This is a genomic window from uncultured Tateyamaria sp. (assembly GCF_947503385.1).
Taxonomy (GTDB): Bacteria; Pseudomonadota; Alphaproteobacteria; order Rhodobacterales; family Rhodobacteraceae; genus Tateyamaria.
On record NZ_CANNDO010000003.1, the window covers coordinates 24,894 to 51,524 of the forward strand.

36 protein-coding genes are annotated in these 26,631 nt (G+C 61.5%); 16 read left to right on the forward strand and 20 right to left on the reverse strand.

Features of this window, described 5'->3' with window-relative positions; all coding sequences use genetic code 11:
- The first annotated feature begins 285 nt into the window (after positions 1 to 285).
- Positions 286 to 1,884: a phosphoenolpyruvate carboxykinase gene (locus tag Q1A85_RS11135; protein ID WP_299688715.1), complete on the forward strand. Its 1,599-nt coding sequence runs from the start codon at positions 286 to 288 to the stop codon at positions 1,882 to 1,884.
- A 15-nt stretch (positions 1,885 to 1,899) separates the two neighbouring features.
- On the opposite strand, the gene Q1A85_RS11140 is transcribed toward Q1A85_RS11135, so the two are convergent.
- Positions 1,900 to 2,628 carry a hypothetical protein gene (locus Q1A85_RS11140; protein WP_299688718.1) on the reverse strand — a complete coding sequence of 243 codons (729 nt, stop codon included), beginning with the start codon at positions 2,626 to 2,628 and terminating at the stop codon, positions 1,900 to 1,902.
- Between the two features lie 68 nt (positions 2,629 to 2,696).
- Complete coding sequence (locus Q1A85_RS11145; protein ID WP_299688721.1) at positions 2,697 to 3,557, reverse strand: LysR family transcriptional regulator; 861 nt, start codon at positions 3,555 to 3,557, stop codon at positions 2,697 to 2,699.
- 191 nt (positions 3,558 to 3,748) lie between these two features.
- Between Q1A85_RS11145 and Q1A85_RS11150 the strand changes: the two genes are divergently transcribed.
- Complete coding sequence (locus Q1A85_RS11150; protein ID WP_299688724.1) at positions 3,749 to 4,108, forward strand: helix-turn-helix transcriptional regulator; 360 nt, start codon at positions 3,749 to 3,751, stop codon at positions 4,106 to 4,108.
- A 3-nt stretch (positions 4,109 to 4,111) separates the two neighbouring features.
- Here Q1A85_RS11150 and Q1A85_RS11155 read toward each other — a convergent pair whose 3' ends face one another.
- Positions 4,112 to 4,879: a sulfite exporter TauE/SafE family protein gene (locus Q1A85_RS11155; protein ID WP_299688727.1), complete on the reverse strand. Its 768-nt coding sequence runs from the start codon at positions 4,877 to 4,879 to the stop codon at positions 4,112 to 4,114.
- Positions 4,880 to 5,022: 143 nt separating this feature from the next.
- On the opposite strand from Q1A85_RS11155, the gene Q1A85_RS11160 reads away from it, so the two are divergent.
- Entirely contained in the window at positions 5,023 to 6,711 is a 1,689-nt protein-coding gene (locus Q1A85_RS11160; RefSeq protein WP_299688730.1) for an acyl-CoA dehydrogenase family protein, read from the forward strand.
- A gap of 73 nt (positions 6,712 to 6,784) precedes the next feature.
- The gene (locus Q1A85_RS11165; protein WP_299688733.1) at positions 6,785 to 7,381 is read left to right on the forward strand and encodes a LysE family transporter; all 597 of its coding nucleotides are present in this window, start codon (positions 6,785 to 6,787) and stop codon (positions 7,379 to 7,381) included.
- Here Q1A85_RS11165 and Q1A85_RS11170 read toward each other — a convergent pair.
- Positions 7,378 to 7,968, reverse strand: coding sequence for a hypothetical protein (locus Q1A85_RS11170; RefSeq protein ID WP_299688736.1), 591 nt, complete (start codon positions 7,966 to 7,968; stop codon positions 7,378 to 7,380). The two genes, Q1A85_RS11165 and Q1A85_RS11170, sit on opposite strands and share 4 nt — an antisense overlap.
- Before the next feature lie 161 nt (positions 7,969 to 8,129).
- On the opposite strand from Q1A85_RS11170, the gene Q1A85_RS11175 reads away from it, so the two are divergent.
- Both Q1A85_RS11175 and Q1A85_RS11180 read left to right on the forward strand, forming a co-directional pair.
- Positions 8,130 to 8,654 (forward strand): TetR/AcrR family transcriptional regulator, encoded by a 525-nt coding sequence (locus Q1A85_RS11175; protein WP_299688739.1) that lies wholly within the window; start codon positions 8,130 to 8,132, stop codon positions 8,652 to 8,654.
- The gene (locus Q1A85_RS11180) at positions 8,651 to 9,040 is read left to right on the forward strand and encodes an META domain-containing protein (protein WP_299688742.1); all 390 of its coding nucleotides are present in this window, start codon (positions 8,651 to 8,653) and stop codon (positions 9,038 to 9,040) included. Before Q1A85_RS11175 ends, Q1A85_RS11180 begins: the two co-directional genes overlap by 4 nt.
- Here Q1A85_RS11180 and recO read toward each other — a convergent pair.
- The 14 genes from recO to folK form a co-directional block, all read right to left on the reverse strand.
- The gene (recO, locus tag Q1A85_RS11185; protein WP_299688745.1) at positions 9,024 to 9,749 is read right to left on the reverse strand and encodes a DNA repair protein RecO; all 726 of its coding nucleotides are present in this window, start codon (positions 9,747 to 9,749) and stop codon (positions 9,024 to 9,026) included. The two genes, Q1A85_RS11180 and recO, sit on opposite strands and share 17 nt — an antisense overlap.
- Position 9,750: 1 nt before the next feature.
- Positions 9,751 to 10,080 carry a DUF1491 family protein gene (locus Q1A85_RS11190; protein ID WP_299688748.1) on the reverse strand — a complete coding sequence of 110 codons (330 nt, stop codon included), beginning with the start codon at positions 10,078 to 10,080 and terminating at the stop codon, positions 9,751 to 9,753.
- A gap of 90 nt (positions 10,081 to 10,170) precedes the next feature.
- The gene (gene era, locus Q1A85_RS11195) at positions 10,171 to 11,079 is read right to left on the reverse strand and encodes a GTPase Era (protein ID WP_299688751.1); all 909 of its coding nucleotides are present in this window, start codon (positions 11,077 to 11,079) and stop codon (positions 10,171 to 10,173) included.
- A complete protein-coding gene (gene rnc, locus Q1A85_RS11200; RefSeq protein WP_299688754.1) occupies positions 11,076 to 11,762 on the reverse strand; it encodes a ribonuclease III in 687 nt (228 codons plus the stop codon). The genes era and rnc overlap by 4 nt, the downstream gene beginning before the upstream one ends.
- Positions 11,759 to 12,757 carry a signal peptidase I gene (gene lepB / locus Q1A85_RS11205; protein WP_299688757.1) on the reverse strand — a complete coding sequence of 333 codons (999 nt, stop codon included), beginning with the start codon at positions 12,755 to 12,757 and terminating at the stop codon, positions 11,759 to 11,761. Before lepB (Q1A85_RS11205) ends, rnc begins: the two co-directional genes overlap by 4 nt.
- Positions 12,754 to 13,578, reverse strand: coding sequence for a signal peptidase I (lepB, locus tag Q1A85_RS11210; protein ID WP_299688760.1), 825 nt, complete (start codon positions 13,576 to 13,578; stop codon positions 12,754 to 12,756). Before lepB (Q1A85_RS11210) ends, lepB (Q1A85_RS11205) begins: the two co-directional genes overlap by 4 nt.
- Positions 13,579 to 13,656: 78 nt before the next feature.
- Positions 13,657 to 14,064, reverse strand: coding sequence for a holo-ACP synthase (acpS, locus tag Q1A85_RS11215; RefSeq protein ID WP_299688763.1), 408 nt, complete (start codon positions 14,062 to 14,064; stop codon positions 13,657 to 13,659).
- Positions 14,061 to 14,681: a LysE family translocator gene (locus tag Q1A85_RS11220; RefSeq protein ID WP_299688766.1), complete on the reverse strand. Its 621-nt coding sequence runs from the start codon at positions 14,679 to 14,681 to the stop codon at positions 14,061 to 14,063. The genes acpS and Q1A85_RS11220 overlap by 4 nt, the downstream gene beginning before the upstream one ends.
- A gap of 3 nt (positions 14,682 to 14,684) precedes the next feature.
- Positions 14,685 to 14,993 carry a Dabb family protein gene (locus Q1A85_RS11225; RefSeq protein WP_299688768.1) on the reverse strand — a complete coding sequence of 103 codons (309 nt, stop codon included), beginning with the start codon at positions 14,991 to 14,993 and terminating at the stop codon, positions 14,685 to 14,687.
- Positions 14,990 to 15,739: a pyridoxine 5'-phosphate synthase gene (locus Q1A85_RS11230; protein ID WP_299688771.1), complete on the reverse strand. Its 750-nt coding sequence runs from the start codon at positions 15,737 to 15,739 to the stop codon at positions 14,990 to 14,992. The genes Q1A85_RS11225 and Q1A85_RS11230 overlap by 4 nt, the downstream gene beginning before the upstream one ends.
- Positions 15,740 to 15,836: 97 nt before the next feature.
- Positions 15,837 to 16,520 carry a DUF2062 domain-containing protein gene (locus Q1A85_RS11235; RefSeq protein WP_299688774.1) on the reverse strand — a complete coding sequence of 228 codons (684 nt, stop codon included), beginning with the start codon at positions 16,518 to 16,520 and terminating at the stop codon, positions 15,837 to 15,839.
- A 21-nt stretch (positions 16,521 to 16,541) separates the two neighbouring features.
- Positions 16,542 to 18,689 (reverse strand): bifunctional (p)ppGpp synthetase/guanosine-3',5'-bis(diphosphate) 3'-pyrophosphohydrolase, encoded by a 2,148-nt coding sequence (locus Q1A85_RS11240; RefSeq protein WP_299688777.1) that lies wholly within the window; start codon positions 18,687 to 18,689, stop codon positions 16,542 to 16,544.
- A gap of 22 nt (positions 18,690 to 18,711) precedes the next feature.
- Positions 18,712 to 19,065 (reverse strand): DNA-directed RNA polymerase subunit omega, encoded by a 354-nt coding sequence (gene rpoZ / locus Q1A85_RS11245; protein WP_299688780.1) that lies wholly within the window; start codon positions 19,063 to 19,065, stop codon positions 18,712 to 18,714.
- 81 nt (positions 19,066 to 19,146) lie between these two features.
- Positions 19,147 to 19,734: a 2-amino-4-hydroxy-6-hydroxymethyldihydropteridine diphosphokinase gene (gene folK / locus Q1A85_RS11250; RefSeq protein WP_299688783.1), complete on the reverse strand. Its 588-nt coding sequence runs from the start codon at positions 19,732 to 19,734 to the stop codon at positions 19,147 to 19,149.
- A 132-nt stretch (positions 19,735 to 19,866) separates the two neighbouring features.
- On the opposite strand from folK, the gene Q1A85_RS11255 reads away from it, so the two are divergent.
- The 10 genes from Q1A85_RS11255 to Q1A85_RS11300 all read left to right on the forward strand — a co-directional run bounded on the left by Q1A85_RS11255 (position 19,867) and on the right by Q1A85_RS11300 (position 25,414).
- On the forward strand, positions 19,867 to 20,439 hold the full coding sequence (locus Q1A85_RS11255) for an NYN domain-containing protein (RefSeq protein WP_299688786.1): 573 nt from the start codon (positions 19,867 to 19,869) through the stop codon (positions 20,437 to 20,439).
- Between the two features lie 68 nt (positions 20,440 to 20,507).
- Positions 20,508 to 21,458 (forward strand): 4-hydroxy-3-methylbut-2-enyl diphosphate reductase, encoded by a 951-nt coding sequence (gene ispH, locus Q1A85_RS11260; protein ID WP_299688789.1) that lies wholly within the window; start codon positions 20,508 to 20,510, stop codon positions 21,456 to 21,458.
- Positions 21,455 to 21,844: a RidA family protein gene (locus tag Q1A85_RS11265; RefSeq protein WP_299688792.1), complete on the forward strand. Its 390-nt coding sequence runs from the start codon at positions 21,455 to 21,457 to the stop codon at positions 21,842 to 21,844. Before ispH ends, Q1A85_RS11265 begins: the two co-directional genes overlap by 4 nt.
- A 65-nt stretch (positions 21,845 to 21,909) precedes the next feature.
- Positions 21,910 to 22,524 (forward strand): LysE family translocator, encoded by a 615-nt coding sequence (locus tag Q1A85_RS11270; RefSeq protein ID WP_299688794.1) that lies wholly within the window; start codon positions 21,910 to 21,912, stop codon positions 22,522 to 22,524.
- A complete protein-coding gene (locus tag Q1A85_RS11275; protein ID WP_299688796.1) occupies positions 22,521 to 22,970 on the forward strand; it encodes a YdeI/OmpD-associated family protein in 450 nt (149 codons plus the stop codon). The genes Q1A85_RS11270 and Q1A85_RS11275 overlap by 4 nt, the downstream gene beginning before the upstream one ends.
- Positions 22,967 to 23,416, forward strand: a complete 450-nt coding sequence (locus tag Q1A85_RS11280) for a DUF3429 domain-containing protein (RefSeq protein WP_299688799.1) — start codon at positions 22,967 to 22,969, stop codon at positions 23,414 to 23,416. Before Q1A85_RS11275 ends, Q1A85_RS11280 begins: the two co-directional genes overlap by 4 nt.
- A 1-nt stretch (position 23,417) precedes the next feature.
- A complete protein-coding gene (locus Q1A85_RS11285) occupies positions 23,418 to 24,008 on the forward strand; it encodes a class I SAM-dependent methyltransferase (protein ID WP_299688802.1) in 591 nt (196 codons plus the stop codon).
- Positions 24,001 to 24,456: a ribonuclease HI gene (gene rnhA, locus Q1A85_RS11290; protein WP_299688805.1), complete on the forward strand. Its 456-nt coding sequence runs from the start codon at positions 24,001 to 24,003 to the stop codon at positions 24,454 to 24,456. The genes Q1A85_RS11285 and rnhA overlap by 8 nt, the downstream gene beginning before the upstream one ends.
- Entirely contained in the window at positions 24,453 to 24,854 is a 402-nt protein-coding gene (locus Q1A85_RS11295; protein WP_299688808.1) for a hypothetical protein, read from the forward strand. Before rnhA ends, Q1A85_RS11295 begins: the two co-directional genes overlap by 4 nt.
- 263 nt (positions 24,855 to 25,117) lie before the next feature.
- Entirely contained in the window at positions 25,118 to 25,414 is a 297-nt protein-coding gene (locus tag Q1A85_RS11300) for a hypothetical protein (protein ID WP_299688811.1), read from the forward strand.
- 65 nt (positions 25,415 to 25,479) lie between these two features.
- On the opposite strand, the gene Q1A85_RS11305 is transcribed toward Q1A85_RS11300, so the two are convergent.
- A complete protein-coding gene (locus tag Q1A85_RS11305; RefSeq protein ID WP_299688813.1) occupies positions 25,480 to 25,716 on the reverse strand; it encodes a hypothetical protein in 237 nt (78 codons plus the stop codon).
- 3 nt (positions 25,717 to 25,719) lie between these two features.
- A complete protein-coding gene (gene fmt / locus Q1A85_RS11310; RefSeq protein ID WP_299688816.1) occupies positions 25,720 to 26,631 on the reverse strand; it encodes a methionyl-tRNA formyltransferase in 912 nt (303 codons plus the stop codon).

Sequence of the window (26,631 nt, forward strand, 5' to 3'; positions counted from 1 at the left end):
CGCTTTTGGCCTTTCGAATCAATCAAGAAGTGCGAATCAGATGCCGAATGGCCCCTAACTCTCGCCAGAAATTGGTTAGGAATGGCTAAATTGCCGCACATTCGCGTCTGACGAGTCACTTCGGAAACAGTGTTTGCGCAACCGGTCGCCATGGTGGCGCTAACTGCGGCAAGGTCGCCTGTTCACCTCGTAAATCAGCATGTTATGACCGAAAGGTGCCCTGCCCCACCGCGGGCAAGCACCGTTTTGAGCACCACAGCGCGCCGCGACATCAGGAGACATCGCATGACAATAGGACGGGTCAACCCGCAGTTCCGCCTCGAAGATCAAGGGATCAAAGGGCTGGGCGATGTCTATTACAACCTCATCGAACCGGTGCTGATCGAACGCGCACTGGCCCGCGGCGAGGGCGAATTGGGCAAGGGCGGCACGTTCCTTGTCACAACCGGCAAGTTCACGGGCCGCTCGCCCAAGGACAAGCATGTGGTCAAAACGGACAGTGTTGCCGACAGCATCTGGTGGGACAACAACGCCGAGATGTCGCCAGAAGGTTTCGACGCGCTTTATCAGGACATGCTCGCCCACATGCAGGGCGGCGAATACTACGTGCAGGACCTGACCGGCGGGGCCGACCCCAGCTATTCGATCAATGTGCGCATGGTGACAGAGCTGGCTTGGCACGGTCTGTTCATCCGCCACATGCTGCGTCGCCCCGATGCCGAAGACCTCGCGGATTTTGTGGCAGACTTCACCGTCATCAACTGCCCCAGTTTCAAAGCGGACCCGAAAAAGCACAACTGCCGCTCGGAAACGGTCATTGCGATGAACTTTGATCGCAAGATGATCCTGATCGGCGGCACGGAGTATGCGGGCGAGAATAAGAAGTCGGTATTTACGCTGCTGAACTACCTGCTGCCCGACAAAGGCGTGATGCCGATGCACTGTTCGGCCAACCACGCCCATGGCAATCCCGTGGACACGGCGGTGTTCTTTGGCCTGTCCGGCACGGGCAAGACCACGCTCAGCGCTGATCCCGGCCGCACGCTGATCGGGGATGATGAACATGGCTGGTCGGATCGAGGCACCTTCAACTTCGAAGGCGGCTGCTATGCCAAGACCATCAACCTAAGCGCCGAGGCAGAGCCTGAAATCTACGCCACGACCGAGAAATTCGGGACCGTGATCGAGAACATGGTGTTCGACCCCGACACCAAGGATCTGGATTTCGAGGATGACAGCCTGACCGCGAACATGCGCTGCGCCTATCCGCTGCACTATATTTCGAACGCGTCCACGTCGGCTTTGGGCGGGCACCCCAAGAACATCATCATGCTGACCTGCGATGCTTTTGGCGTGCTGCCGCCCATCGCGCGGCTGACACCGGCGCAGGCGATGTACCACTTCCTCAGCGGGTTTACCGCCAAGGTGGCGGGCACGGAGCGTGGCGTAACCGAGCCGCAGCCCACGTTCTCCACCTGCTTTGGCGCGCCATTCATGCCGCGCCGGCCCGAGGTCTACGGCAAGCTGTTGCAGGAAAAGATCGCCAAGCACGGTGCGACCTGCTGGCTGGTCAATACGGGGTGGACAGGGGGTGCCTACGGCACCGGATCGCGGATGCCCATTCGTGCGACGCGGGCACTGCTGACAGCGGCGCTGGATGGCACCCTTGCGGCGGGTGAATTCCGCAAGGACGCGCATTTCGGGTTCGACGTGCCGGTGTCCGTTCCGGGTGTGGCAGACATCCTGCTGGATCCGCGCCGGACGTGGGACGATGGGGCCGCCTATGATGTGCAGGCGGCGAAGCTGGTCGATATGTTCTCGGCCAACTTCGAACAATACCTGCCCTATATCGACGACGACGTCCGGGCAGCCGCAATCGGGTGACGTAGTGCAGGTGCGCTACGCCGCCTTCTTGGCAGGCTCTGTCTTGTCGACCGTGATCGGCAGACGCAGCAGATAGTCGATATCCTCGCGGTGCAGATAGGCCATCACCGTCTCGAACGGGGGGCGCCCATCGCGGGGATACCAATGCAGGGCCGCAGGGTCGGTGTGCATCCATCCGGTGCGCGCCGCCAGCCCCTTGAAATGCACCTGATTCAGGATGAAGGCGAAGATGTGGTCGGGATCCCAGTGCTGGGTCGCCATCCAGAACCCATAGCGCGACAGAACGGTAGACAGGCCACTGCCGCGATAGGCGCCGTCGGCGTCGGCAATCCAGAATTCACCATGGTAGGCCATACGCCCCGTCATGCGCTGCGCCCCCGGCCCTGCCTGATAGCACGAGCGGTCCAGATCAAGGGCGATGGACGGCGGCGGGAAGTCCGTAAAATTGGCCTTGAGGTGGCTGGCCAGCGTACTTCCCGTAACATCAAGCAGACGCAACGCCTGCGAATGGACAACATGTCCTGTGCTGTTGATGCCGATGATCCAAAAGGCCGACCCGTCTGAAAAATCGTTCAGATCCGGATCAAAAGGGACGCCCACTTGATGGTTGGGTCGCGCATCGCGGAGGATGGCGCGATATTGGTCGAAGTCATACCCAACCCGCAGTGTCAGGTCGTGGGATGCAAACAAGCGCAGGCTGGAGGCGACAAATCGTTCCCCCATCCGCATATTCTGAAAAGTCACCCGAGTCTCTCCTTCTCGCATAAAGTGAAATCACTTTAGCGGAGAATGAGGGAAAAGCCTAAAAGTGGTTAATCGCCTTTGAAATCGACAACTACGTCGTGCGACATCTCCTCCAGCGAAGATTGATCAAGGCCCGCAACCCGGATCGTATCGGGCCGATCCACCATAACCATAAGGGCGAAACTGCCGTCGGGCATGTGGCAGCCCAGCAGGAGGCGTTCAAAGACCAGATGCTCGGGAATGCCACCCACGGACCGCGGAATACGTGTCACAACCTGATCAAGCCGCATCCCGCAGGTGGTCTGCACTTCGCGCAACGGTACGTCCATGACCCGTGCCAATTCGGGACCGAACGGGAATTGGTCCAGTGACCGTCCCACACTGCTGCGCGCGGCCCCCCATCCCCACCATTTGGAATAGAATGACCGTTCGCCGACTTCGGTACACAGCCAGCCCGCCGCCGTATCACGATAGACCAGCGCGTAGGGCCGCACCGGGAGGATCGCGTCATCCTCCAACGCGCCTTGCGCGGCGGCCCAGCATTGGATGGCAGACCGAAAGAGCCCTGACGGGTTCGACCAAGCCACACTGATCGGTTGTTGCTGCTGATGGTAATACCACCCCGTCTCATCGACATAGGACATGCCCATAAGGCCATCCACGTCCTTGATCTGTCCGCGCAGCCACAGCCGCCCGTGGCCCAACAGCGATTCCGCCGCAGGAAGGGCCGCCTGCCCCTCGTCGGTAAGTTCGTACCGGCGGTTGACGACGTGAAACAGCGTTTCGCCGCGCATTTCTTCCAAAAGGGCGATATGACGTCGCACCGTCTGGCGCGTGCTGTTCAATTCCGATACCGCATGAGACAGGTTCAGCGTCTTGGCCAACGTCGTAAACGAACGCAGCATCTCGAACAGCAGGGGCTGATTCATTTCCTTCAACTGCTTCACCGGTGCGTTCACGTGGTTGCCTCTTAATGTATTATAGATAACACCTTAACGTTAAGAGATTCACACATCAATGCTACATTGGCGTGTATTTGCGTTGCACATCTAGTCAATTGAATCACAACGCCCGATTGCCGACACCTCTGGGTAGGAAAACAACGAGAGGTATTGGTACGATGTCGCATCCCGTGGACATCCATGTTGGCAAAAGACTGAAGCAAATCCGGACGCTGCGCCGTATGTCGCAAACGGATGTTGCCAAAAAGCTAAATTTGTCTTTCCAGCAAATTCAGAAATATGAAATCGGCTCGAACCGTATCGCGGCCAGCCGCCTTTTTGAACTGTCGCGCATTCTGGACGTGCCAACGTCCTATTTCTTTGAAGGTGTGGCCGAGGTCGAAAGCCTGCCGCGCCGGGACAATGGTCTCGACATCGTCAACGCGCTTGCCGCGATCGAAGACGAAAAGATCAAGTCGCGTATCGTCACATTCATCGAAGATGTGTCGGGCCTGACGGTGACGCGCCGCGCCTCCTGAGGCTCAGGCCACAAGGGCGCGTCGGATCAGGTTCAAACCGACCACAAGCAAGACCAGAAGGGTCGCGCGCCTGAACACCACTTGGTCGATGCGATCAAGCAGCTTTCCACCGATCCATTGTCCCAGCAGGGCCGGCAATATGAGTGCGGCGCTGAACGGGACGGTGTCGGGGTTGAGCACCCCGGACGACACATGCGCCGCCGCAAGGGCGACCGACCCAAGGCCATAGATCACGCCCTGAGCGCGCATCTGCTCCTTTTTTTCGGTGCCAAGCGCGGTGAGATACAGCACGGTCGGCGGCCCCCAGATTCCCGAGACCCCGCCGAGAAAACCGGCAAAGGCGCCAATCCCGGCCTCGACCCCGGCCCGCTGCCGGGCCAGTGCAAACCGCCAGCCTGCCAGTTGCAACAGCGCAAACCCGACAACCGGGACGCCGATGATTCCCAGCAATACGGGAATCGGCAACACCCGCACCAGTTGCGCGCTCGCCAGCAGCACCACGCCGCCCACACACAGAAAAATCCAGAATCGCCGCGCCGAGGCCCAAGCGGCACCCGCCCCCTGCCACAACGCCTGAGCCACATTCGTGATAAGTGTCGGCAGAATCAGCCCGGCCAGTGCCAGTTCCGGCGCAATCAGCGTCGACAGCAGCGAGATCATCACCATTGGCATGGCGAATCCCACCACACCTTTGACCAAGCCCCCCAGGACCGCGATGGCAAAGGCTGCGACCCACAGACCGGGCGGCATAAGGCCGAAAAGAGCTTCCATTTGGGTGTCTTACCGTGGCTAGCGCTGCACTGCAAAATATCAAGACGCAACTAATGAACAAATTACCGCACTGAAACGAATAATTGTTGCGCTGCACCTGCATAATGACTAGGGAGGAGCGACGCGCAAAAGAGGATTGACAGATGGCACATGACGGACAGGATTTGGGGGCCATGCCCCCCGTAGTGTTGGACAACCTTCTGGAGTTGACGGGCGCGGCAATCGCCCCGCTCGAAGAGATCCTTGAAACTGCCAAGAGCCGTGTGAAATCCCTTGTCAGTGCGGATGGGCGCGTGTCGTCCGCGCTTGTCGAACAACATCAGACCGCCGCTCACGGGCTGGCTTGGCTTGCCACATATGTCGAAGCGCTGCGCCAGATGCAGAAATGGGCCGAGACGCTGACCGCACAATCCAAGTTTGGCGAGGTCGAGGCGCTGATCCATCAGATCGCCTTTGGCGAATACCTGTGGCAGGTCTACGGCGGCATTCAGATGAATCAGGGCGAAATGCTGCGCTTGCAGGATATGGGCCTCAGCCAAGACGATATGCGTGGCATGATGGCCCCGGCGGTGATGACGCTGACCCAGTCGGGCAACACACAGGCCGCGCGGATGCGCCTTGTCGAACTGATGCAGGAGCGCAGCGCCGAAATTACCGTGGGCGCTTCGGGCCTCGACGAAGAACTCGAAATGATTCGCGAACAGTTCCGCCGCTATGCGGTGGAAAAGGTCGAACCCTTTGCCCATGACTGGCACCTCAAGGACGAGCTGATCCCCATGGAGGTGATCGAGGAACTGGCCGAAATGGGTGTCTTTGGCCTGACCATCCCCGAAGAATATGGTGGCTTTGGCCTGTCCAAAGCATCGATGTGCGTCGTTTCCGAAGAGTTGTCGCGCGGCTATATCGGCGTGGGCTCGCTGGGCACACGTTCCGAGATTGCCGCCGAGTTGATCATCGCGGGCGGCACCGAGGAACAGAAACAGAAATGGCTGCCGCAACTGGCAAGCGCCGAAACCCTGCCCACGGCCGTGTTCACCGAACCCAACACCGGCTCGGACCTCGGCAGCCTGCGCACCCGCGCGATCAAGGATGAGAACGGCGACTACACAATCACAGGGAACAAGACGTGGATCACCCACGCCACCCGCACCCAAGTGATGACCCTGCTGGCGCGCACCGACCCCGAGACATCGGACTACAAGGGCCTGTCGATGTTCCTCGCGGAAAAGACACCCGGCACGGACGAAAACCCCTTCCCCACCGAAGGCATGACCGGCGGTGAGATCGAAGTGCTCGGCTATCGCGGCATGAAGGAATACGAGCTGGGTTTTGACGGGTTCCACGTCAAAGGCGAGAACCTGTTGGGCGGCGAAGAGGGCAAGGGTTTCAAGCAGTTGATGGAGACGTTCGAGTCTGCCCGCATCCAGACCGCGGCCCGCGCGATTGGCGTGGCGGCCTCGGCCCTCGATATCTCGATGCAATATGCGATCGACCGCAAACAGTTCGGCAAATCGCTGATCGCCTTCCCGCGCGTGGCCAGCAAACTGGCGATGATGGCGGTCGAGATCATGGTCGCCCGCCAACTGACCTATTTCTCGGCCTTCGAAAAGGATGAGGGCCGCCGTTGCGACGTCGAGGCAGGTATGGCCAAATTGCTGGGTGCCCGTGTGGCGTGGGCGGCTGCGGATAACGGGTTGCAGATCCACGGCGGCAACGGCTTTGCGCTGGAATACAAGATTTCCCGCGTGCTGTGCGACGCCCGCATCCTCAATATCTTTGAAGGGGCGGCGGAAATTCAGGCCCAAGTCATCGCGCGCCGCATTCTGAGCTAAGCGCCCATTGCACGGGACGGATTTCGGACGCTGGCGAGATTGACGGCAGGCTGAAATTGGCCACTGTGGCGGCATGTTGACCTTTGCCGCCGCTGTGTTCTTTTTGATTGTGACACCGGGACCTGGTGTGTTGTCTGCTGCGGGCGTCGGTGCCGCATACGGAATGCGCGCTGGCCTGCGCTATGTTCTGGGTCTGTTTATCGGCAACAACCTCGTCATCCTCGCCGTGGTCACCGGGCTGGCCGGGCTGGTGCTGGCCAACCCGCTGATCCGCACCGCGCTGTCGGTCCTGTCGCTGGCTTACCTCTTTTACCTTGCGATGCGCATCGCCTTTGCCGGGTCGAACCTCGCCTTTGCGCCTGCAACGACCCAACCCGGCGTGCTGGCAGGCGTTTTGTTGCAGCCCATCAACCCCAAGGCCTACGCGGTGAACACCGCGCTTTTTGCCGGGTTTTCCATCTTGCCGGATGCGCTGATCACCGAAGCCATCTGGAAAATCCTGATCGTGAACGCCATTTGGCTGCCGATCCACGTGGCTTGGGTCTGGTTCGGCGGGCAGCTCAAGGCGCTGAACCTCGCCCCCACCAAGCAGCGCATCGTGAATTTCGCGATGGCGGCTTCCATGCTGCTGGTTGTGGCCCTTGCGCTCTGGACTCAACTGCGCAGCTAGCGCTGGTAAATCACCTTGCACGGATGAACCGGCAGAAACGCGGGCCGGTCCTTGATGGCCATTTTTGCGCAAACCGCCTCAGCATTTTTCACAGCGACATCCGCTGACGCGCCGCGCCCGATGCCATAGGCCCCGGTTCCCGCCACCGCCAGAGCCACGGACCCAGGCGTCGCCCGTACCCGGTCGACAATCGTGACCAAACGCGGCGTCAAGGGGATGTCGATGCCGTTCGCCGTGCCCAATCCGGCCCGCACCTCCATCACTTCGCAATCTTCCCCATGCTGCGCGCACCACGCCAAGGCATCCGTCCGCGCGACGGTCTCGTCGATATAGGAATTGACCCAGCCAAAAGCTGTCTCACCCCGCGCGAACACCGCCACGGCGCTGTTGCGCCGGTCCCACCGGTCGTAGTGCCACAACATGTCGTCCGTCATAGGTTGGTCGCGCACAGGTTGAACTGTCTCCGGCACCGCCGGTTCGACGGCCCGTTCCGGCTCGGGCAGCAATTGCACGACGTTCAGCGCGGCCAGCACGGCCAACCCGCCAAACAGCGCGGCCACATCCCAGCCGCTCAGACTGTACCGCATTCCACCCACAACAACTGCCCCAGTGTTTTGCGCGCACCATAACCGCTTTGATGCTCGCGATATAGGCAAGACTTGGCGCGCCTTGCGCAGCAAAGCGCCCATTCGCCGCAGGCGCAACTGTTTCCCTTGAAACTGGAAATACGCAGTCGTACGCCCGAACCATGGCGAAAACACCCCTCTCCCCCGCAGCATGGATCGACGCCGGCCTTGATCAGCTGGCCAAGCTGGGCCCGCAAGCCCTGCGTGCCGAACCGCTTTCGCGCCACCTGAAGACCTCCAAAGGTTCTTTTTACTGGCATTTCAAAGATGTACCCGCCTTTCAGGCCGCATTGCTGGACGAATGGAAGTCCCGGACAATGGCAACCTTGGCCGAGGATGCAGCAGCCGATGGATCATCCACCGACAAACTGATCCGCTTTGGTCAAAGCGTTCAGGCGGACGTGGCAGGACCCGCATTGCGGGCATGGGCACAAGCGGACGCGTCTGTTGCCAAAGTGCTGGCACAGGTCGATGCGGCACGGATCACGCGGCTCAACGAACTGATGCGCACCATCGGCATCAAGAACGAGGATTTCAGCAAGGCCGCATTTGGCACGCTGATCGGATTGCAGCAGACACATCTTGATGACGGTGACGGTCTGGTCGCCTATGCGGCGCTGATCGACGTGGTTCTGGCAAACGCGTGAGGCCGCTGGCAGGACTGTGCGCGGCCCTCCTGCTGTGTGCATGTCAGGGCGACGCGCAGGACGGATTTGGCGATGCCGCCACCACGTGGCAACTGGTCACGCTGGATGGAGCCGCCTTTGACGCGACGGCGACCCTGACATTCCCTGAGGCTGGTCGCATTGCAGGCAGTGCCCCCTGCAATCAGTATTTTGGTCCAATGAACAGCACCTTTCCGGGGTTTTCAGCACCCGCTCTGGCGGCGACCCGCCGGGCCTGCCCAGCTCTTGAGGATGAAATCCGCTTTCTGGCCGCGTTGCGTGCCGTGACGCGCGCGGAACGCGCGGACGATGCCTTGATCCTGAGCGACGAAACCGGGGCGCGTCTGGTCTTTAGACGCGCCGACTGAACGCCGCGACGAACCGCGCCCGCGCTTCGGGCAAAGGGCGCGTGCCCATCGCCGGGGCCAGCCGGTCTTCGAGGAAATAGCCGGTGGTGCGCAGCGCTTCGGCAACTTCCGCGTCCGGACCCCCGCCTTCCCCGCGCAAAACCGGCGGCAAAGGCAACAGACGATCGGCCCAATCCCCCGCCCCTTCGGCGCTGACCGCGCGACCGGATTTGGGCGAGACGTAGATCAACCCTTGGGTCGCGCCCGTGGCCGCACAGGATGTCAGATCAAGCCCAAAGCCCATCTCATCCAGCAACGCCACCTCCCACCGCAGGTAGGCCAGCGGCCATACATCATCCTGCCCCAACAGGTCCAAAAGCTGCTCGGTGCGTTGGTAAAGCGCCGGGTATGGCGCGCGCTCCGGCAGGCAAAAGGACAGCAGGCCGGTGACGGCGTTCAGCCCCGCCAGTGCCAGACGGTTGTTCATCACCAATGCGGCTCGGCTGCGCAACGGCTCGACAGAGAAACTGCCGATGTGATCCTCCAACCGTGCCCGCCACGCCAGATCCAACTGCGCGCCGGGTTGCAGGCTGGGGGCGATCTTTCGGCTGGTGCCGCCGCGCACCACTCCGGCATGTTTGCCCCGTTCGGGCGTGAAGACTTCGATGATGGCGCTGCTTTCCCCGTGGCGGCGCACGTTCAAAAGGATACCTGCGCCGCGCCATTCCATCTCAGGCCAGCCCCTCCTGATCCAGCAGATGCCGTCCGGCCCGGTCTTCGACCTCGATCACCCACAGATCCGGGTCAAACCCGCGCTGACGGGTCACGGCGGCATCGACCTCCGCCTCGTCGCCTGCCGCCAGTTCGGCCCACACTCGCGTGTCCGTCATCAGATCAAAGCTGCGCTGATACAGCACCGCACGCCCATCCAGCCTGTTCAGCTTGACCAACACCGCCCCGCCGGTGTCGTCACCATGCGCCACTACAAAACCGGGAATGTCGGCAAATCGCAGACGCGCCAGATACGCATCCACCCAGAACCGAGAAGTCAGCCGCGGCACGGTCTAACCGGCTCTGTCGCGAAAAAATCCTGTCCCATTGCCCGGCAGGCGGCTTTGCCACCGAAAGGAGGGCGGCGGTTGGCCACAGGCTCAAGCGTTGCCATCTTTGAAATCCAGACCCATCTGATCATAGCGCTCGGCCTCCTCCAGCCACTTTTCGCGCACTTTGACCTGCAAAAACAGGTGCACCTTGCGACCCAGAAACTCCGTCAACTCGGCGCGCGCCGCTTGACTGACCGCCTTGATCGTCTCGCCCTTGTGACCCAGCACGATCCCCTTGTGTCCGTCGCGCGTCACGTAGATCAGCTGCTCGATGCGGGCAGAGCCGTCCTTGCGTTCTTCCCATGTCTCCGTCTCGACGGTGAGCTGGTAGGGCAGTTCCTGATGCAGGCGCAGCGTCAGCTTTTCCCGCGTCATCTCGGCGGCGATCATGCGCATGGGCAGGTCCGCGATCTGATCTTCGGGATAGAGCCACGGGCCTTCGGGCAGTTCCGCCGCCAACCAGCGGCGCAGGTCGTCCACACCATGCCCTTTCTCGGCCGAAATCATAAAGGTCTCGGCAAAGTCGAACCGTTCATTCAAATCCTTGGTCAGCCCCAGCAGCACCGGCGCTTCGACCCGGTCGATCTTGTTGATGGCAAGGGCGACGCGCCGTCCCTGCCCGATCTCGGCCAGCCCATCGAGGATGCGTTTGACGCCGTCGGTGATACCACGATGCGCCTCGATCATCAGGACAACCACATCAGCATCCGCCGCCCCGCCCCACGCGGCGGCCACCATAGCGCGGTCGAGACGGCGGCGCGGTTGAAACAGGCCGGGCGTGTCCACAAATACGATCTGCGCGTCGCCCTCCATCGCCACACCACGAATGCGCGCGCGGGTGGTCTGCACCTTGTGGGTGACGATGCTCACCTTGGCGCCCACCATTCGGTTGAGCAGGGTGGATTTGCCTGCGTTCGGCTCTCCGATCAAGGCAACGAAACCGGCCCGTGTTGTCATGTCTCTTGTTCCATCTGATCGAGCAGCGCCTTGGCTGCGGCTTGCTGGGCTTCGCGTTTGGAGCCCGCGGTGGCTTGGGCCGTTGCCCCGTTCTGCAAGGCGGCGGAGATTGTGAAGACGGGCGCGTGGTCCGGGCCGGTGCGGGCCGTCTCGGCATAGCTGGGCGGTGGCATTCCGCGTGCCTGCGCCCATTCCTGAAGTGCTGTTTTGGCGTCCCGCGCATCACCTTCGACAGCACCAATGCGCGCACCCCAAAGCCTCAGGATCATGTCCCGCGCCGCTTCAAAACCCGCGTCAAGGTAGACCGCCGCAATCACGGCTTCCACGGCGTCACCCAGCAGCGCCTGCTTGCGCCGCCCCCCCGACACCATCTCGGACCGGCCCAGCCGCAGCACGTCGCCCAGGCCGATGTCGCGGGCCACGTCAGCACAGATTTCCTTGCGCACCAGCGCGTTGTAGCGCGGGGCCAACAGCCCCTCGGCGGCTTCAGGGTCGGCATCCAGCAGCGCCTCGGCCATCACGAGACCCAAAACCCGGTCGCCCAGAAACTCCATCCGCTGATTGTCGCTCCGAGTGGGTGACGACATCGACGCGTGTGTGACCGCCTCGATCAGCAGGTCGGGCGTTGCAAACCGGTGCCCGATCCGCGTCTCAAACGCCTGAAGGTCCGCGCTCAGTTTCATGGCACCCTCCGGAACAGGCGGGACATATCGCCAGTGAGCGAAAACGCAATCCAGCTTACCCGGCCCTTGACGTTCTCAAGGGGGACAAAGCCGACCCCCCCCACGACCTGTGCCATGCGACTGTCAGCAGAGTTATCCCGGTTGTCACCCAAAACGAACATATGCCCCTCTGGCACGGTAAACGCCTCGGTATTGTCCACCGGCGTGGCGTCGACGTCCAGCACAGTGTAGCTGCGCCCGGATGGCAGTGTTTCAACAGAACTGCGTTTGAGGCATGGCGCATCCATGGCAACGATCCCACCGGCGCAGCGCGGTATCACGCCGTGCGGCCCCTGGCGCGCCATACGTTCGGTGAAATCCGGGCCGGGCGCCTGCGCAACCGGCGTTCCGTTCAGGATCACCTGCCCGTCCAACAGTTGGACCGTATCGCCACCCAATGCGATGACCCGTTTGACAAAATCCATCCCGGTCACGGGATGGCGAAAGACCACCACATCACCACGCGCCACCTGCAAAACCCGGCTGCCGGCAAAGACGTAGTCGCCGGGCATAAGCGCAGGCTTCATGCTGGTCGACGGGATCCAATAGGGCGCGTAGAACATGCCGCGCCCCGCGACCAGCAGGCAGAGCAACAGGGCCAGCCCCCACCCGATCTTGCGCAGCGCAGCCGGTTCGCCCCTGCGCGGATTGTCCGCACTGCGCCGGAACAACAATATGATCTGCGGAATGACCCCCAGATAGGGGACAATGGCGACCCACATCCACCCACCGCGCCACCCTGCGTCCCGCAGACGGCGGCGCAACTGCCCCAGAAAAACAAAAGTGGCAATGGCACAGGCGATCCAGATCCATGCCGGAGCCGCCGGGAAACTGACACCTGCCACGACAAAGAACAGCTGCAACACAAATGCTATGGCATAGGGTGTCCGGCCTGAGATGCCCGTCCAGTCAAAGGACTGGCGCAGTGCCTGCGTTGCGGATATCGCCGTGCTCACTCGATCCCCTTGAAGAACCGATCGCTGCGCCATGTCCAGAAGAACAGCATCGACCGGCCCGCAGACGAGAACATGATACGATCCGCGCGCCCGATCAGGTTTTCATAGGGCACGTAACCAACGCCACCCACAACCTGCGCCAGACGGCTGTCAGCCGAGTTGTCGCGATTGTCGCCCATAAAGAAGTAATGCCCCGCCGGCACCCGGTAGACGGACGTGTTGTCAGACCCCTGTTCGGCTACGTTCAACACTTTGTATTGTGCCCCACCCGGCAGCGTTTCGACGAACCGTTCCTTGAGGCAATCTGCGCCAATACCCACGGTCCCGTTGGCACAACGCGGCGTCTGACGCTGGGGTCCCTGGCGGTCAAACTCTTCGACAAAGTTGCCGTCGGCGTCCTGCGGCACAGGTGTGCCGTTTAGGATCACGACGCCGTTCTGCACCTGTACCGTGTCGCCGGGAAGGCCAATCAGGCGCTTGATGAAATCCGTGCCCGTGACAGGGTGGCGGAACACCACCACGTCGCCGCGCTCGGGCTCGCCAGCCAGAATGCGGGTGTTGTCCCCGTCGATGAACCCGCACAGCTTTTGCGCGTCCAGACCAATAAACCGCAGCGACGGGCAGGACGCATAGGAATAGCCATAAGCCATCTTGTTCACAAAGAGGAAATCGCCGATCAGCAGCGTTTCCTTCATCGACCCGGACGGAATCCAAAACGGCTGAAAAAAGAGCGTGCGGAACACACCTGCAATCAGCAGCGCGTAAACGATGGTCTTGATCGTATCCACCACCCCGCCTTGGGGTTTTTCCTTGGCGGCCATGAGGCGCTCCTTGCTTGCGGTTTGAGGCTACATGCGGGTGCGTTCCGGGGGTGTCAAGCCGCAGGGGCCAAATGTGCGTCAGCCTTCGGCGACGGGCCGCGCTTCGATCACAACAAAGGCCTGCGCCCACGGGTGATCGTCGGTCAGGGTGACGTGGATGATTGCCTCGTGGCCCGCCGGTGTCATATCGGCCAGACGCTCTGCCGCCCAGCCGGTCACGTGCATCACCGGTTGGCCCGTGGCGAGGTTGCTGACGGCCATGTCCTTCCATGCGATGCCCATGCGCAGGCCCGTGCCCAGTGCCTTGGAGCAGGCCTCTTTGGCGGCCCAGCGTTTGGCATAGGTCCCTGCGGTGTCGGCGCGTCGTTCCGCCTTGCGCTGTTCGACATCCGTAAACACCCGGTTGCGGAAGCGGTCGCCAAACCGGTCGAGCGTGCCCTGAATACGCTCGATGTTCGCCAGATCGGTGCCGATACCAAGGATCATTGCAAACGCGCCGTCAGGATTTTAACGCTGGCAAAGCCAAAGAACCCCGCAAAGGCGAGGTCGAACCAGCGCCGCGCCCGGGCGTAGGCCGCCACGACCCGCGCGTTGGAAAACAGGAATGCGTAACCGATGAAGATCAGGGTCGATCCCGCGTAAAGCAAGCCAAAGCACTGGAACACCAGCGCCGGGCGCGCATCCGCCGGGAGGGCGATGGCATAGATCGATCCCCAGCTGAGGATCGCCTTGGGGTTGGTGATGTGGATCGCAGCGCCCTTGAGGAACAGATTGGCCGCACTGCCACGGAACGGTGTGCCTGCCACTGCGTCCCCGCCCGCCCACGCACTGCGCAACGCCTTGACGGCGAGCCACGCAAGATAGGCCGCGCCCGCATAGCGGATGATCTCGAACACCCACACATGGGTAAGCATAATGGCCGACAGGCCAAGGGCGGCGGCAATGCCCCAACTGGCAGACCCGGCCAATATGCCAAGCGAAAACGCAAGTGCGGCAGCCCGCCCCGCCGTCATGGCCGTGCCCGCAATTCCCATTGTGGCCGGTCCAGGCGAGCCTCCCGCAAGCAGCCAAGCCACCCATATGGCGATAAACTCAGGTCCCATCGTTCAACCTTCGATATCGTAGACGAGGATACCGCGTTCGCCGCCCTCGCACATGTCGACAAGTCGGCCGCCAAGGTCCTTGTGCCGTGGATCGGCGGCATAATCGGCCAGCGCCTGTGCGTCCACCGCGTCCAAGGTAAAGCCGTAACTGTGGTCGGGTGACTTGTTCTCGAAATCCCGGTTCGGCCCGGCAATGAAATCATTGCAGCCGGGCAGATCCGCCACCAGATCTTCCAGTCCCTGCATCACTTCGGCCAAGGCGTCGGTGTCTGCGGACGCGCTCAGGCGCAGAAACACACAATGCCGGATCATGTCCGCGCCTCGTCCATCAGGCGGCGCATCTCACGAATGGCCGCGTCAAGCCCAAGGAATATCGCCTCCCCGATCAGGAAATGTCCGATGTTCAGTTCCATCGCTTCGGGAAAGGCGGCCACGGGCTGCACGGTCTCGTACGTCAGGCCGTGGCCCACATGCACCTCAAGACCCAGATCATGGGCAAAAGTGCTCATCCGGCGCATCGCCTCCAACTCGCGGTCGCGATCGTCAAACCGGCCTTCGTGGTGGGCGTCGCAATAGGCGCCGGAATGAAGTTCAATCACCTGCGCGCCGATCCTGTGCGCCGCCTCAATCTGACGCTGGTCTGCGGCGATAAAGATCGACACCCGGCAGCCCGCGTCGCGCAGCGGGGCAATAAAATGCGCCAGCCGGTTTTCTTCGCGCGCCACCTCAAGCCCGCCTTCGGTCGTACGTTCCTCGCGCTTCTCCGGCACAATGCAGACCGCATGGGGTTTGTGACGCAGGGCGATGGCCTGCATCTCGTCCGTGGCGGCCATCTCGAAATTGAGCGGCACGTCCAGCACGTCCATCAACCCTTCGATGTCGGCGTCCGAGATATGGCGGCGGTCTTCGCGCAGATGCGCGGTGATGCCGTCAGCGCCTGCGGCTTCGGCGATTTTGGCCGCGCGCAGCGGGTCCGGCGTGTCACCGCCGCGCGCGTTGCGCACCGTGGCCACGTGGTCGATGTTGACGCCAAGCCGAAGTCTTCCGAGCGGTTCCATGGGGCCTCTCCCTGATGCCGTGTCTGGCGCAACCTAGCGCGCAAGGCACCCTTAGAAAATACTGACAAAGCAGGGAAATTGTACCAAGCCTTGCGCCTCAGTCCGACTTCTGGGTGATGTCTGCGGCCTTTGCCGCTGCCTTGGCTTTAAGCGCGTCGAACTTGGCCTTGATCACGCCCTTGCGGCGGTGCTGGTAGGCGCGGATCAGCGGGACCGACAGGTAGTAGGCGATGGTGGCCGCGATAACACCCGGCAGGATGCCCCCGATCATGAAGGGAAAGAACACTTCGTCATAGAACACGCGCAGGCTGGACCAGTCGGCGCGATCAGGGGTGAAAATGGCTTTGAAATTGTGCCACAGCGCCGACGCCGCGTCGGCAAACCGCTCGCCCACGGTGGGTTCATCATCGCCCTGATGCGGGCGGAACCGCAGGCGCGACGGGTCAAGGCCCAGCATCCAGTACCCCGTAAACATCGACGTCGCGATGATCGGGATATAGGTCAGCGGATTGCCAAAAAACGTGGACAGGAGTGCGGCAAAGATATTGCCGCGCATAATCACGGCGATGACGCCCGCCACCACGAAATGCACCCCGTAGAAGGGCGAAAACGTCGTAAAAACCCCCGCCCATATGCCACGCGCAATGCGTTCGGGACTGTCGGGCAAGCGCCGCAGCCTGTGGCGCACATAGTGAAACGCACGCGCCCATCCGCCGCGCGGCCAGAGAAACTCCAGCGCAGCACGCAAGATCGGCTTTCGGTCGCGGCGTTTGAACACCAAGTCCTCAGACCTCCTTGGCCGTCATTCCGCTGCCCGGCGGCCCGGTGCACCGGCCGGTGCAACAGGCTGACGATAGCGCACGATGGCGGCCACATCACTTTCGGCTTCGAGCGCGCCCATGAGCGTGTGCAGATGAGTTGCGTCCCGGAGTTCCACATAGATCAACAGACGGTAAAAGTCAGGTTTCCGATCAAGGAATTCGAGGTTGGAAATGTTCGCCTCGGATTCTCCGATCAACGTGCAGATGCGTCCCAGCACACCGGCATCGTTGCCGATGGTCAGTTCCAGGGTGGTACCATATACCGCCGGATGTGCCCCGTCATGCCAGTGCAGGTCCAGCCAGCGTTCAGGTTGGTCATCATACTCCACCATGCGCGCGCAGTCGATGGCGTGAACCACCACCCCCTCCCCACGAAAGGTGATGCCCACGATACGCTCACCCGGAAGCGGCTGGCAGCAGGTTGCGCGCTGGAATGACTGGTTGGGCGACAGGCCAATCACAGCCTTGTTGCTATCGACCATCTTGCCCGCCTTGGGTGTCAGATCGGGATAGATTGCCTGCACCACCTCGCGCCCCGTGAGTTCGGCAGATCCGAGGCGGGCCAGCACTTCGTCGCCGCTCGACAGGCGCAATTGTTTGGCGGCAGTGTCCAGCGCCTTGTCCGTCGCCTTTTTGCGCACATGCGCAAAGGCAGAGCGCGCCAGTTCACGCCCCAGCGTGATGAACCGTTCGCGGTCCGCCTCGCGCAGGGACCGGCGAATGGCGGATTTGGCTTTGCCTGTGGTCGCGATTTCCAGCCATGTGGCTTGCGGCGTTTGCCCTTCTGCGGTGATGATCTCGACCGACTGGCCATTCTTGACCCGCGTCCAGAGCGGCACGCGCATCCCGTCGACCTTGGCCCCCACGCAGGCATTGCCGATCCGCGTGTGGATGGCATAGGCAAAGTCGATGGGCGTCGCACCGCGCGGCAGCTTGACCACCTCGCCCTTGGGGGTAAAGCAAAAAACCTGATCCGAATACATCTCGAGCTTGACCGCTTCGAGGAAATCCTCGTGGTCGTCCTCGCTGTCGAACTGTTCGGTCAGCTGGCTGATCCACTTGGCCGGGTCCACGGCAAAGGGGTTCTGCGAGCGCACACCATCGCGGTAGGACCAGTGCGCGGCCACACCCGTTTCAGCAACGTCGTGCATCTGGCGGGTGCGTATCTGCACTTCGACCCGTTTGCCGTCGCGCCCTGACACGGTGGTGTGGATCGACCGATATCCGTTGGTCTTGGGCTGGCTAATGTAGTCCTTGAACCGCCCCGGCACAGCACGCCAGCGCTGGTGAATGGCACCCAGCGTGCGATAGCAGTCTTCTTCGGTCTGGGTGATCACGCGAAAACCATAGATGTCGCTGAGCCGGGAAAAGCTCTGGTCCTTAATCTGCATCTTGCGCCAGATCGAATGGGGTTTCTTGGCGCGGCCAAACACCTCTGCTTCGATCCCGGCCTTTTCCAACTCGTGACGCATGTCGCCAGTGATCCGCTGAATCACGTCGCCGGTTTCGCGCTGCATGGTGATGAAGCGCCGGATGATGGAAGATCGCGCATCGGGGTTCAGCACCTTGAAGGCCAGGTCTTCAAGCTCTTCACGCATCCACTGCATCCCCATGCGGCCCGCAAGCGGCGCAAAGATGTCCATGGTTTCGCGCGCCTTTTGGGTCTGCTTGTCGGGGCGCATGGACCGTATGGTGCGCATGTTGTGCAATCGGTCGCTGAGCTTGACGAGGATCACGCGCATGTCTTTGGACATGGCCATGAACAGCTTGCGAAAGTTTTCGGCCTGCTTGGTCTCGACGCTGCTGAGTTGCAGGTTGGTCAGCTTGGTGACCCCGTCCACAAGCCGCGCAATCTCATAGCCGAACTTTTCGGCGACCATGGCATAGCTGGCCTTCGTATCCTCGATCGTGTCATGCAACAGGGCGGTGATGATGGTGGCATCATCCAACTGCTGCTCGGTCAGGATTGCGGCGACGGCCACGGGATGGGTGAAATAAGGCTCGCCCGAGTGCCGGAACTGACCTTCGTGCATCTGTGCACCAAAGTCATAGGCTGACCGGATCAGACCTTCATTTGTCTTGGGATTGTAGTTGCGGACCAGAGCGATCAGATCGTCGGCAGATATCATGCCATCCGCACCTAGTTGAGGGTTAGCCCTGCCCCTGTGCAGCCATCAGCTGACGCAGAAGCATCTCTTCGGACATACTGTCCTCTTCGGGCTTGTCCTGTTCGGCCCCCATGAGCAATGCCATGGCGTCCTCTTCGGCTTCGTCCACCTCGATCTGAGTCTGGTTCGACTCGATCAGCCGCTCGCGCAGTTCCTCGGCGCTTTGCGTCTCGTCCGCGATCTCGCGCAGGGATACAACCGGGTTCTTGTCGTTGTCGCGGTCCACGGTGATGGGCGCACCCGAAGAGATTTCGCGTGCCCGGTGGGCTGCAAGCATCACAAGCTCGAACCGGTTGGGGACTTTATCAACGCAATCTTCGACGGTCACACGGGCCATGAGGCACTCCTTAACGACTTGCGGGAAGGTGAGGAGGCGTATTTAGGCGCGATTCACCCAAATGGCAAGGACGCAATGGGCCTAACCCCATCCGTTTTCTATGGGCGTCACAGCGTCAAGATCAGCTTGTGGCAATGCGTCCCGCAACTGGGTGGCAGTGCGGCGCAAAATGGGATGCGTCCAGTCCGGCGCGACCTCTGCCAATGGCACCAGCACAAAGGCACGCTCGTGCAACCGTGGATGCGGCAGGATCAACTGTTGCGGCACCTTTTGCTTCTGCTCGTCCGGCGGAAGCTGCATCCACACCCGCGCAGTGGGCAAATCGGGTCGAATGTCCGCACCCACAGCCAGCAGATCAAGGTCGATGTGGCGCTGTTCCCAGCGTTCCCGTCGGCGCCGCCCCATCCCGGCCTCAACCGTGTGCAATTTGGTTATGGCCTCGCGCGCGCTCCATCCGGCTTCGATCTCGATCACGGCATTTGCGTAATCGGGGCCTGACCCGACCGGGTGCGCGGGGGTATGATAGATCATGCTTCGGGCGCGAATCACCGCGCCTTCGGATTGGAGAGATTGGACCGCCATTTGAAGGGCTTCCGTAAGGGAAACTTGGTCGGATTCCTCATTTGACCCTAGGGCAACAAGGAGATTTGACCGATTTTGAGGCAGCATTTCGCTTATTTTAATCCCATTGGAGGCTTGCGGCGTTAAACAAAGTAATTATTTTCCTGCGATTGCTACCAGCGTTTTTTTTTACCACTCACTCACAAAACTGGTGGCACCGAATTTTCGGAAGGACATTTTATGTTTTACAAGGACGAACGGCTGGCGCTGTTCATCGACGGATCGAACCTATATGCGGCAGCCAAAGCGCTTGGGTTCGATATCGACTACAAGTTGTTGCGTCAGGAGTTCATGCGGCGCGGTAAGCTGCTTCGGGCATTTTACTACACCGCTCTGCTCGAAAACGATGAGTATTCGCCAATTCGCCCACTCGTGGATTGGTTGAATTACAACGGCTTCACCATGGTGACCAAACCGGCCAAAGAATATACGGATTCAATGGGCCGGCGCAAAGTCAAAGGCAACATGGACATCGAACTGGCGGTGGACGCGATGGAATTGGCCCCCCGGGTCGATCACATCGTGCTGTTCTCTGGCGATGGCGATTTTCGGCCACTGGTCGAAAGCCTGCAACGCCAGGGCGTGCGCGTGTCGGTCGTGTCGACCATCCGCAGCCAGCCGCCGATGATCTCTGACGATCTGCGACGGCAGGCCGACAACTTTATCGAGCTGAACGAGCTCAAGGATGTGATTGGTCGGCCCCCGCGCGAACCGATGCCCGAGCGCGAAGAACGGATGCAGGCCCAAAGCTGACGGCGCACGGGCTGGACCCCGACGACAGGAACGCATAGCTCTTGGGGTGACCACTCAGGAGCTATGCGATGACCAAGCCCACATTGACCCTGTACCTCGCCGCCCCGCGCGGGTTTTGCGCGGGCGTCGACAGGGCCATCAAGATCGTGGAAATGGCGCTGCAAAAATGGGGCGCGCCGGTTTATGTGCGCCACGAGATTGTCCACAATAAATTTGTCGTCGACAGTCTGCGCGATCAGGGCGCGGTATTTGTCGAGGAACTGACCGAATGCCCGGATGACCGGCCCGTCATCTTCTCCGCCCATGGCGTCCCGAAATCCGTGCCGCAGGCCGCGCAGGCGCGCGAGATGATCTATGTCGATGCCACCTGCCCGCTGGTCAGCAAGGTCCATATCGAGGCGCAGCGTCATTCCGACAACGGCTTGCAGATGATCATGATCGGCCACGCAGGCCACCCCGAGACGGTGGGGACCATGGGACAACTGCCCGAAGGTGAGGTGTTGCTGGTCGAAACGGTCGAAGACGTGGCGCAAGTCGAGGTGCGCGACCCCGACAGACTGGCCTTTGTCACGCAGACCACCCTGTCAGTCGATGACACCGCCGATATCGTGTCCGCCCTTCAGGCGCGCTTTCCCGCCATCGTGGGCCCACACAAAGAAGACATCTGTTACGCCACCACCAACCGCCAAGAGGCGGTCAAAGCCATGGCACCGCGCTGCGACGCGATGCTGGTGGTGGGCGCGCCAAACTCGTCCAACTCCAAACGTCTGGTCGAGGTGGGCGCGCGCGCAGGCTGCGCCTATGCCCAACTGGTGCAGCGTGCCACCGATATCGACTGGCGCAGTTTGGATGGCATCACGTCGGTCGGCATCACAGCAGGCGCATCCGCCCCCGAAGTGCTGATCAACGAGGTTATCGACGCCTTTCGCGACCGGTTCGATGTCACCGTCGATCTGGTCGAGACGGCTGTCGAAAACGTCGAGTTCAAGGTGCCGCGGGTCTTGCGCGAACCGGCATGACGCAGCGGGCAATCTACCCCGCCGGTCTCAGCGCCGGTGACGTCCCGATGAAACTGTCCCCGGCCATCCTGTCACACGGGCACCTGTTTTTGACCGGTATGACCGGCAGCCTCCCCGGCGGCGCTATGCCTGACGATCCGCAGGCCCAGTTTCGCTTCGCCTTTGACAAGATTTCCAACGTGTTGTCAGCAGCCGGAGCCAGCTTTGCCGACGTGATCGAGATGACGACTTATCACGTTGATCTCCATCAGCATTTCGACACGTTCGAAGCAGTCCACGCAACCTATGTAACCGCACCCTACCCCGCATGGACCGCAGTCGAAGTTTCAGCCCTGCGCCGCCCCGGCGCGCTGGTTGAAATCAGGGTAATCGCACAGGCACCCTGAACGCGGGGCTATCACTGCACAGGGCGGGCCGTTAGGGTGGCAGTGGCTGTTACGAAAGGTATGCCATGCTCTCGCTGCAATTCCTGATCACTGCATTTGTCGTCGTCATCGCACCCGGAACGGGCGTCATCTACACGCTCGCCTTGGGTCTTGGACAGGGGCGCCGGGCATCGTGGTGGGCGGCGTTGGGCTGTACCTTTGGCATCGTGCCGCACCTGCTGGCCGCAACCCTTGGGTTGGCGGCGATCCTGCACACCTCTGCCGTGCTGTTTAACATCGTGAAGTTTGCCGGTGTCGCTTACCTGCTGTACCTGGCCTGGGGCGCACTGAAATCGGACGGCGCGCTTGCCATCCGGGCCGAGACCCAGAACCAATCCGGCTGGCGCATCGCGCGCAGGGGCGCGCTGATCAATATTCTGAACCCGAAACTGTCGATCTTCTTTCTGGCCCTGCTGCCCCCGTTTCTCAGCGGCAATCCAAGCACTGCCACGCTTGAAATGGCGGGCATGGGCCTTGTCTTTATGGCGATGACTTTTGTGGTGTTTCTGGGCTACGGCAGCTTTGCCGCCGTGGCGCGCCGCTGGATATTGGGGTCAGAGGCGGTGATGCGCTGGCTGTCGCGCAGCTTTGCCGCCATCTTTGCAGCCCTTGCGGGTCGCCTCGCGCTGGAACGTGCATGACAGACTGGGTCGTGTTCGAGGCGCAGATCCAGCCGATGGAATGGGGCAAGGCGACCTATACCATCGTGCGCCTGCCGGAAGAGGTGACAAAGGCGCTGCCCAAGGGCACCAAACGCGTGGAAGGCGAATTTGGCGAGTTTCCCGTCAATCTGGCGCTGACCAAGGCCCCGGTGATCGACGGCGTGTATGTCTACACCGGCAAGACCTTTCTGCGCGACAGTGGTCTCGCGCCCGGTGACGTGTTCGAGGCGCGGATCAAACCGGCAGACCCCGACGCGGTGGAGACGCCCGACGATGTCGCCTGCGCCCTGCGCGCCGCAGGCCACAGCGCCAATTGGGCTGCCTTGACTCCGGGCAAACGGCGCAGCCTTTTGCATCTTGTCAACACCGCCAAAAGGGCCGAAACCCGCGCCAATCGCATTGCCAAGCTGATCTCGGAGCTATGACACCCATCCCACGCGCCCCTTTGCTCTTGGGCCTTGCCGGTCTCATCCCCTTTGTCTGGGGGGCACTGACGCTGTTTGTGGACCCGCTGGCCCAGTTTGGGGCAAGCACATTTGGCCCCCGCTTCGTTGGCCCCTATGTGCAGCTTTTCTATGGCTCCGTTATCCTCAGCTTTATGTCGGGCGTGCTGTGGGGTTTTGCCACCAAGGCGCACGGCACGCAGGCGGCCACGGGGTACGCATTGTCGACCCTGCCCGCACTGTGGGCGTTTTTCATGACCGGCGGCGGACCTGTAAGCGCGGCCACCAACCTCATTTTTGGCTTTGTCGGCCTCTTGATGCTTGATTTTGCCTTTTCGCGCTGGGGCCTGACGCCACGCTGGTGGATGTCCCTGCGGCTTCTTTTGACCGCGATTGTAGTGGCGTGCCTTGGCGCGACGGTGATTTGAGATGAATGACCCCGAGACATTGTCAGTCTATGCCGCGCGCGCCGCGGAATATGACACGCTTGTACAAAGCGATGGACCCTCTGCCGACATGCAGCGCTTTATCGACAACGTAACGCCCGGTGGTCGCGTGCTGGATATTGGCTGTGGACCGGGAGCGGCTGCGGGATACATGGCTGCTGCCGGGTTGCGGGCCGACGCATGGGACCCTGTGCCCGAGATGCTCGCCATGGCGGCGGCGCGACCGGGGGTGACGGCGCGGGCTGCGGGATATGACGACCTGACCGCAGCGGCGACATATGACGGCATCTGGGCCAATTTTTCGATGTTGCACACGCCGCTGTCCAAGTGGCCTGCACATGTGGCGGCCATCAAAAGCGCGCTGAAGCCCGGCGGGCTTTTCCATCTGGGCACAAAGCTCGGCACAGGTGAGACGCGCGACAGCATTGGACGGCTGTATTCCTACATGGACCGTGATGCGCTGCGTGCCCTGCTTACAGATGCCGGGTTTGCGCTGGAATTCGAACGCACCGGAGAAGAGGCCGGCCTGTCCGGTGAGGTCGCCCCCTTTATCATCCTGCTCGCCCGTGCCTGATCTGGTCGCCTATACCGACGGTGCCTGCTCGGGCAATCCCGGCCCGGGCGGCTGGGGTGTGCTGCTACAGGCCAAGGACGGCGAAACTGTCCTCAAGGAACGGACGCTCAAGGGGGGTGCTGCGGCGACCACCAACAACCAGATGGAACTGATGGCAGCGATCACCGCGCTGGAGACGCTGGAACGCGCCTCGACCCTCACCATCGTGACCGACAGCAACTACGTCAAGAACGGGATCACCAGCTGGATACATGGCTGGAAGCGCAACGGCTGGAAAAACGCGGCCAAAAAGCCGGTGGCCAATGCCGATCTTTGGCAGCGCCTCGACCAAGCGCAGGCGCGCCACAACGTGACCTGGAAATGGGTCAAGGGCCACGCAGGTCATGCAGAGAATGAGCGTGCCGATGAACTGGCGCGCGCGGGCATGGCACCGTTCAAACCGAAATGAAGCAGATCGCCTGCCCCGTCGCCCTGCACCCCGATGGTGGCACGCGGCGCGTGCCTGCGTTTTTCGGCTCTGGTGCTGGCTTGCAACTGGTCATAGGCGATGTGCGTGACGGCGCCGTGCCAGAGGCCGTCGCCGCACATGCGCTGTTTGACTATGCCGGTCTTGAAACACGGTCCGCGCTGCGCATAGGCCAGTCGGACGACATCGTGGCGGGCGAGCGGTGGCACTTTGCCCTGTGCCGGATCGTGCCACCTGTGCGCGACCGCTGGCAGCATCTGCACGGTAAAGATGGCGCGCCACTGTTACGATTCTCGTGGGTTCCGCTTGAGGGCGACGCCCCGGCTGGGTTCGATCCACGGTTTCTGCGGGCTTTGGACTGGATCAAGGCAGCGTTTTAGCCGTGACCGCCGGGAAAATGCAGCAGAATGCGCTTTTTCTCAACGGCGCTCACGCGAATTGTTACAGGCAAGGCGTTGCGCAACCATCTGCCGTAGAACGTATTTCTCAGGTCTGGTCAGGAAAACCTGACCTCATATCGCCGCATGAGGTTGAGCGTTTGTGACCGATTGGTTCCTTATTGTTACAGCGCTTGTCCGCTACCTTACTCCCAAGACGAAAACAGCGCCGCACCCGCCGCGCCACACGCACAGGAGACACTCTAATGACACCGAAATTTTCCAAATCCGCCCTGCTGATTGCTGCCATGGCCACGGCTGCGAGCCTGAGCGCGTTAGGTCCCGCCAGCGCCAAAACCTACTGGATCAGCGCCGACGTCGAGACGGTCGAAGTGATCCCCGCAAACTTCAAGATCAAGAAGCACCATGGCGTGAAACACCGTCACGGCTTCAAACATCACGGCCATGCCTACCACGCGCACAAACATCACGGTTTCAAGAAAAAGAAACATGTCTCCAGCCGCGACAAGGCCAAGGCGCTGATCCTGAAAAAACTGTTCTGACCCGGGCCTTGAACCCTGCGCAACAGCGTCCGCGGCCCAGATTGCAACGCTGCTTTGGGTCGCGGCTATTTACGCCAGTGCGTCGGGATAATGATCAGCGCCCCGATAGAGGCGAGGATGGCGTTCAGCCCGGCGCTGCCAAAACCGACGCGGAACATGATCGTGACAAAGTAGAACAGGAATGCTCCGCCCACGCAGATCACGATCGACGGGATGATACCGTTATGCGTAAACCCCGATCTTTCAGAGGCATAGCCGATGATACCGGCAATCACGACAGTGCCGAACAGCGTAAGAAACATGGGCTACTCTCCTAACCGGGTGCCGGGTGGCAGCGGATTGCCACGCAGGAACTCTGCCGCGTCCTGCGCTCCTTTGCCAGCTCTTTGCAAGCGGGTGAGGCGCACTGCGCCAGTGCCACAGGCGACAGTCAGGTGGTCATCGAGGATCACGCCGGGCGTGCCTGCGCCTTTGCCCAGGGTCGCGCCCAGCACCTTGATGCGCACGCCGTCCCGTTCAAACCACGCGCCCGGAAATGGTGACAGGCCACGGATTTGCCGGTCAACGTGTGCTGCGGGCTGCGTCCAGTCGATGGCGGCCTCGGCCTTGTCGATCTTGTGGGCGTAGGTCACGCCCGTCTCGGGTTGCGGCGCGGGTGTCAGTGACGGCAGTTCGGCCAGCGCAGCAACGATCAGCCGCCCGCCCATCTCGGCCAGCCGGTCGTGCAGGTCCGCTGTGGTGTCCGTGGCTCCGATAGGCACCCTGTCGCGCAGCAGCACCGGCCCTGTGTCCAGCCCCGCCTCCATCTGCATGATGCACACGCCCGTCTCATCATCGCCTGCCATGATCGCCCTATGGATTGGGGCCGCACCGCGCCAGCGCGGCAAGAGGCTCGCGTGGATGTTCAGGCACCCGTGCGTGGGCGCATCCAGCACCGCTTGCGGCAGGATCAGACCATAGGCCACAACAACAGCGATATCGGCATTCAGGGCAGCGAACGCATCCTGCGCCTCTGGCGATTTCAGCGACACCGGGTGGCGCACCTCAAGGCCCAGAGCCTCGGCCGCGCTGTGCACCGCCGTCGGGCGATCCTTCTTGCCCCTCCCCGCTGGGCGCGGCGGCTGAGTGTAGACGCAGGCAATCTCGTGCCCGGCTGCGTGCAGGGCGTGCAATGCGGGCACGGAAAAATCCGGCGTGCCCATGAAGACAACGCGCAT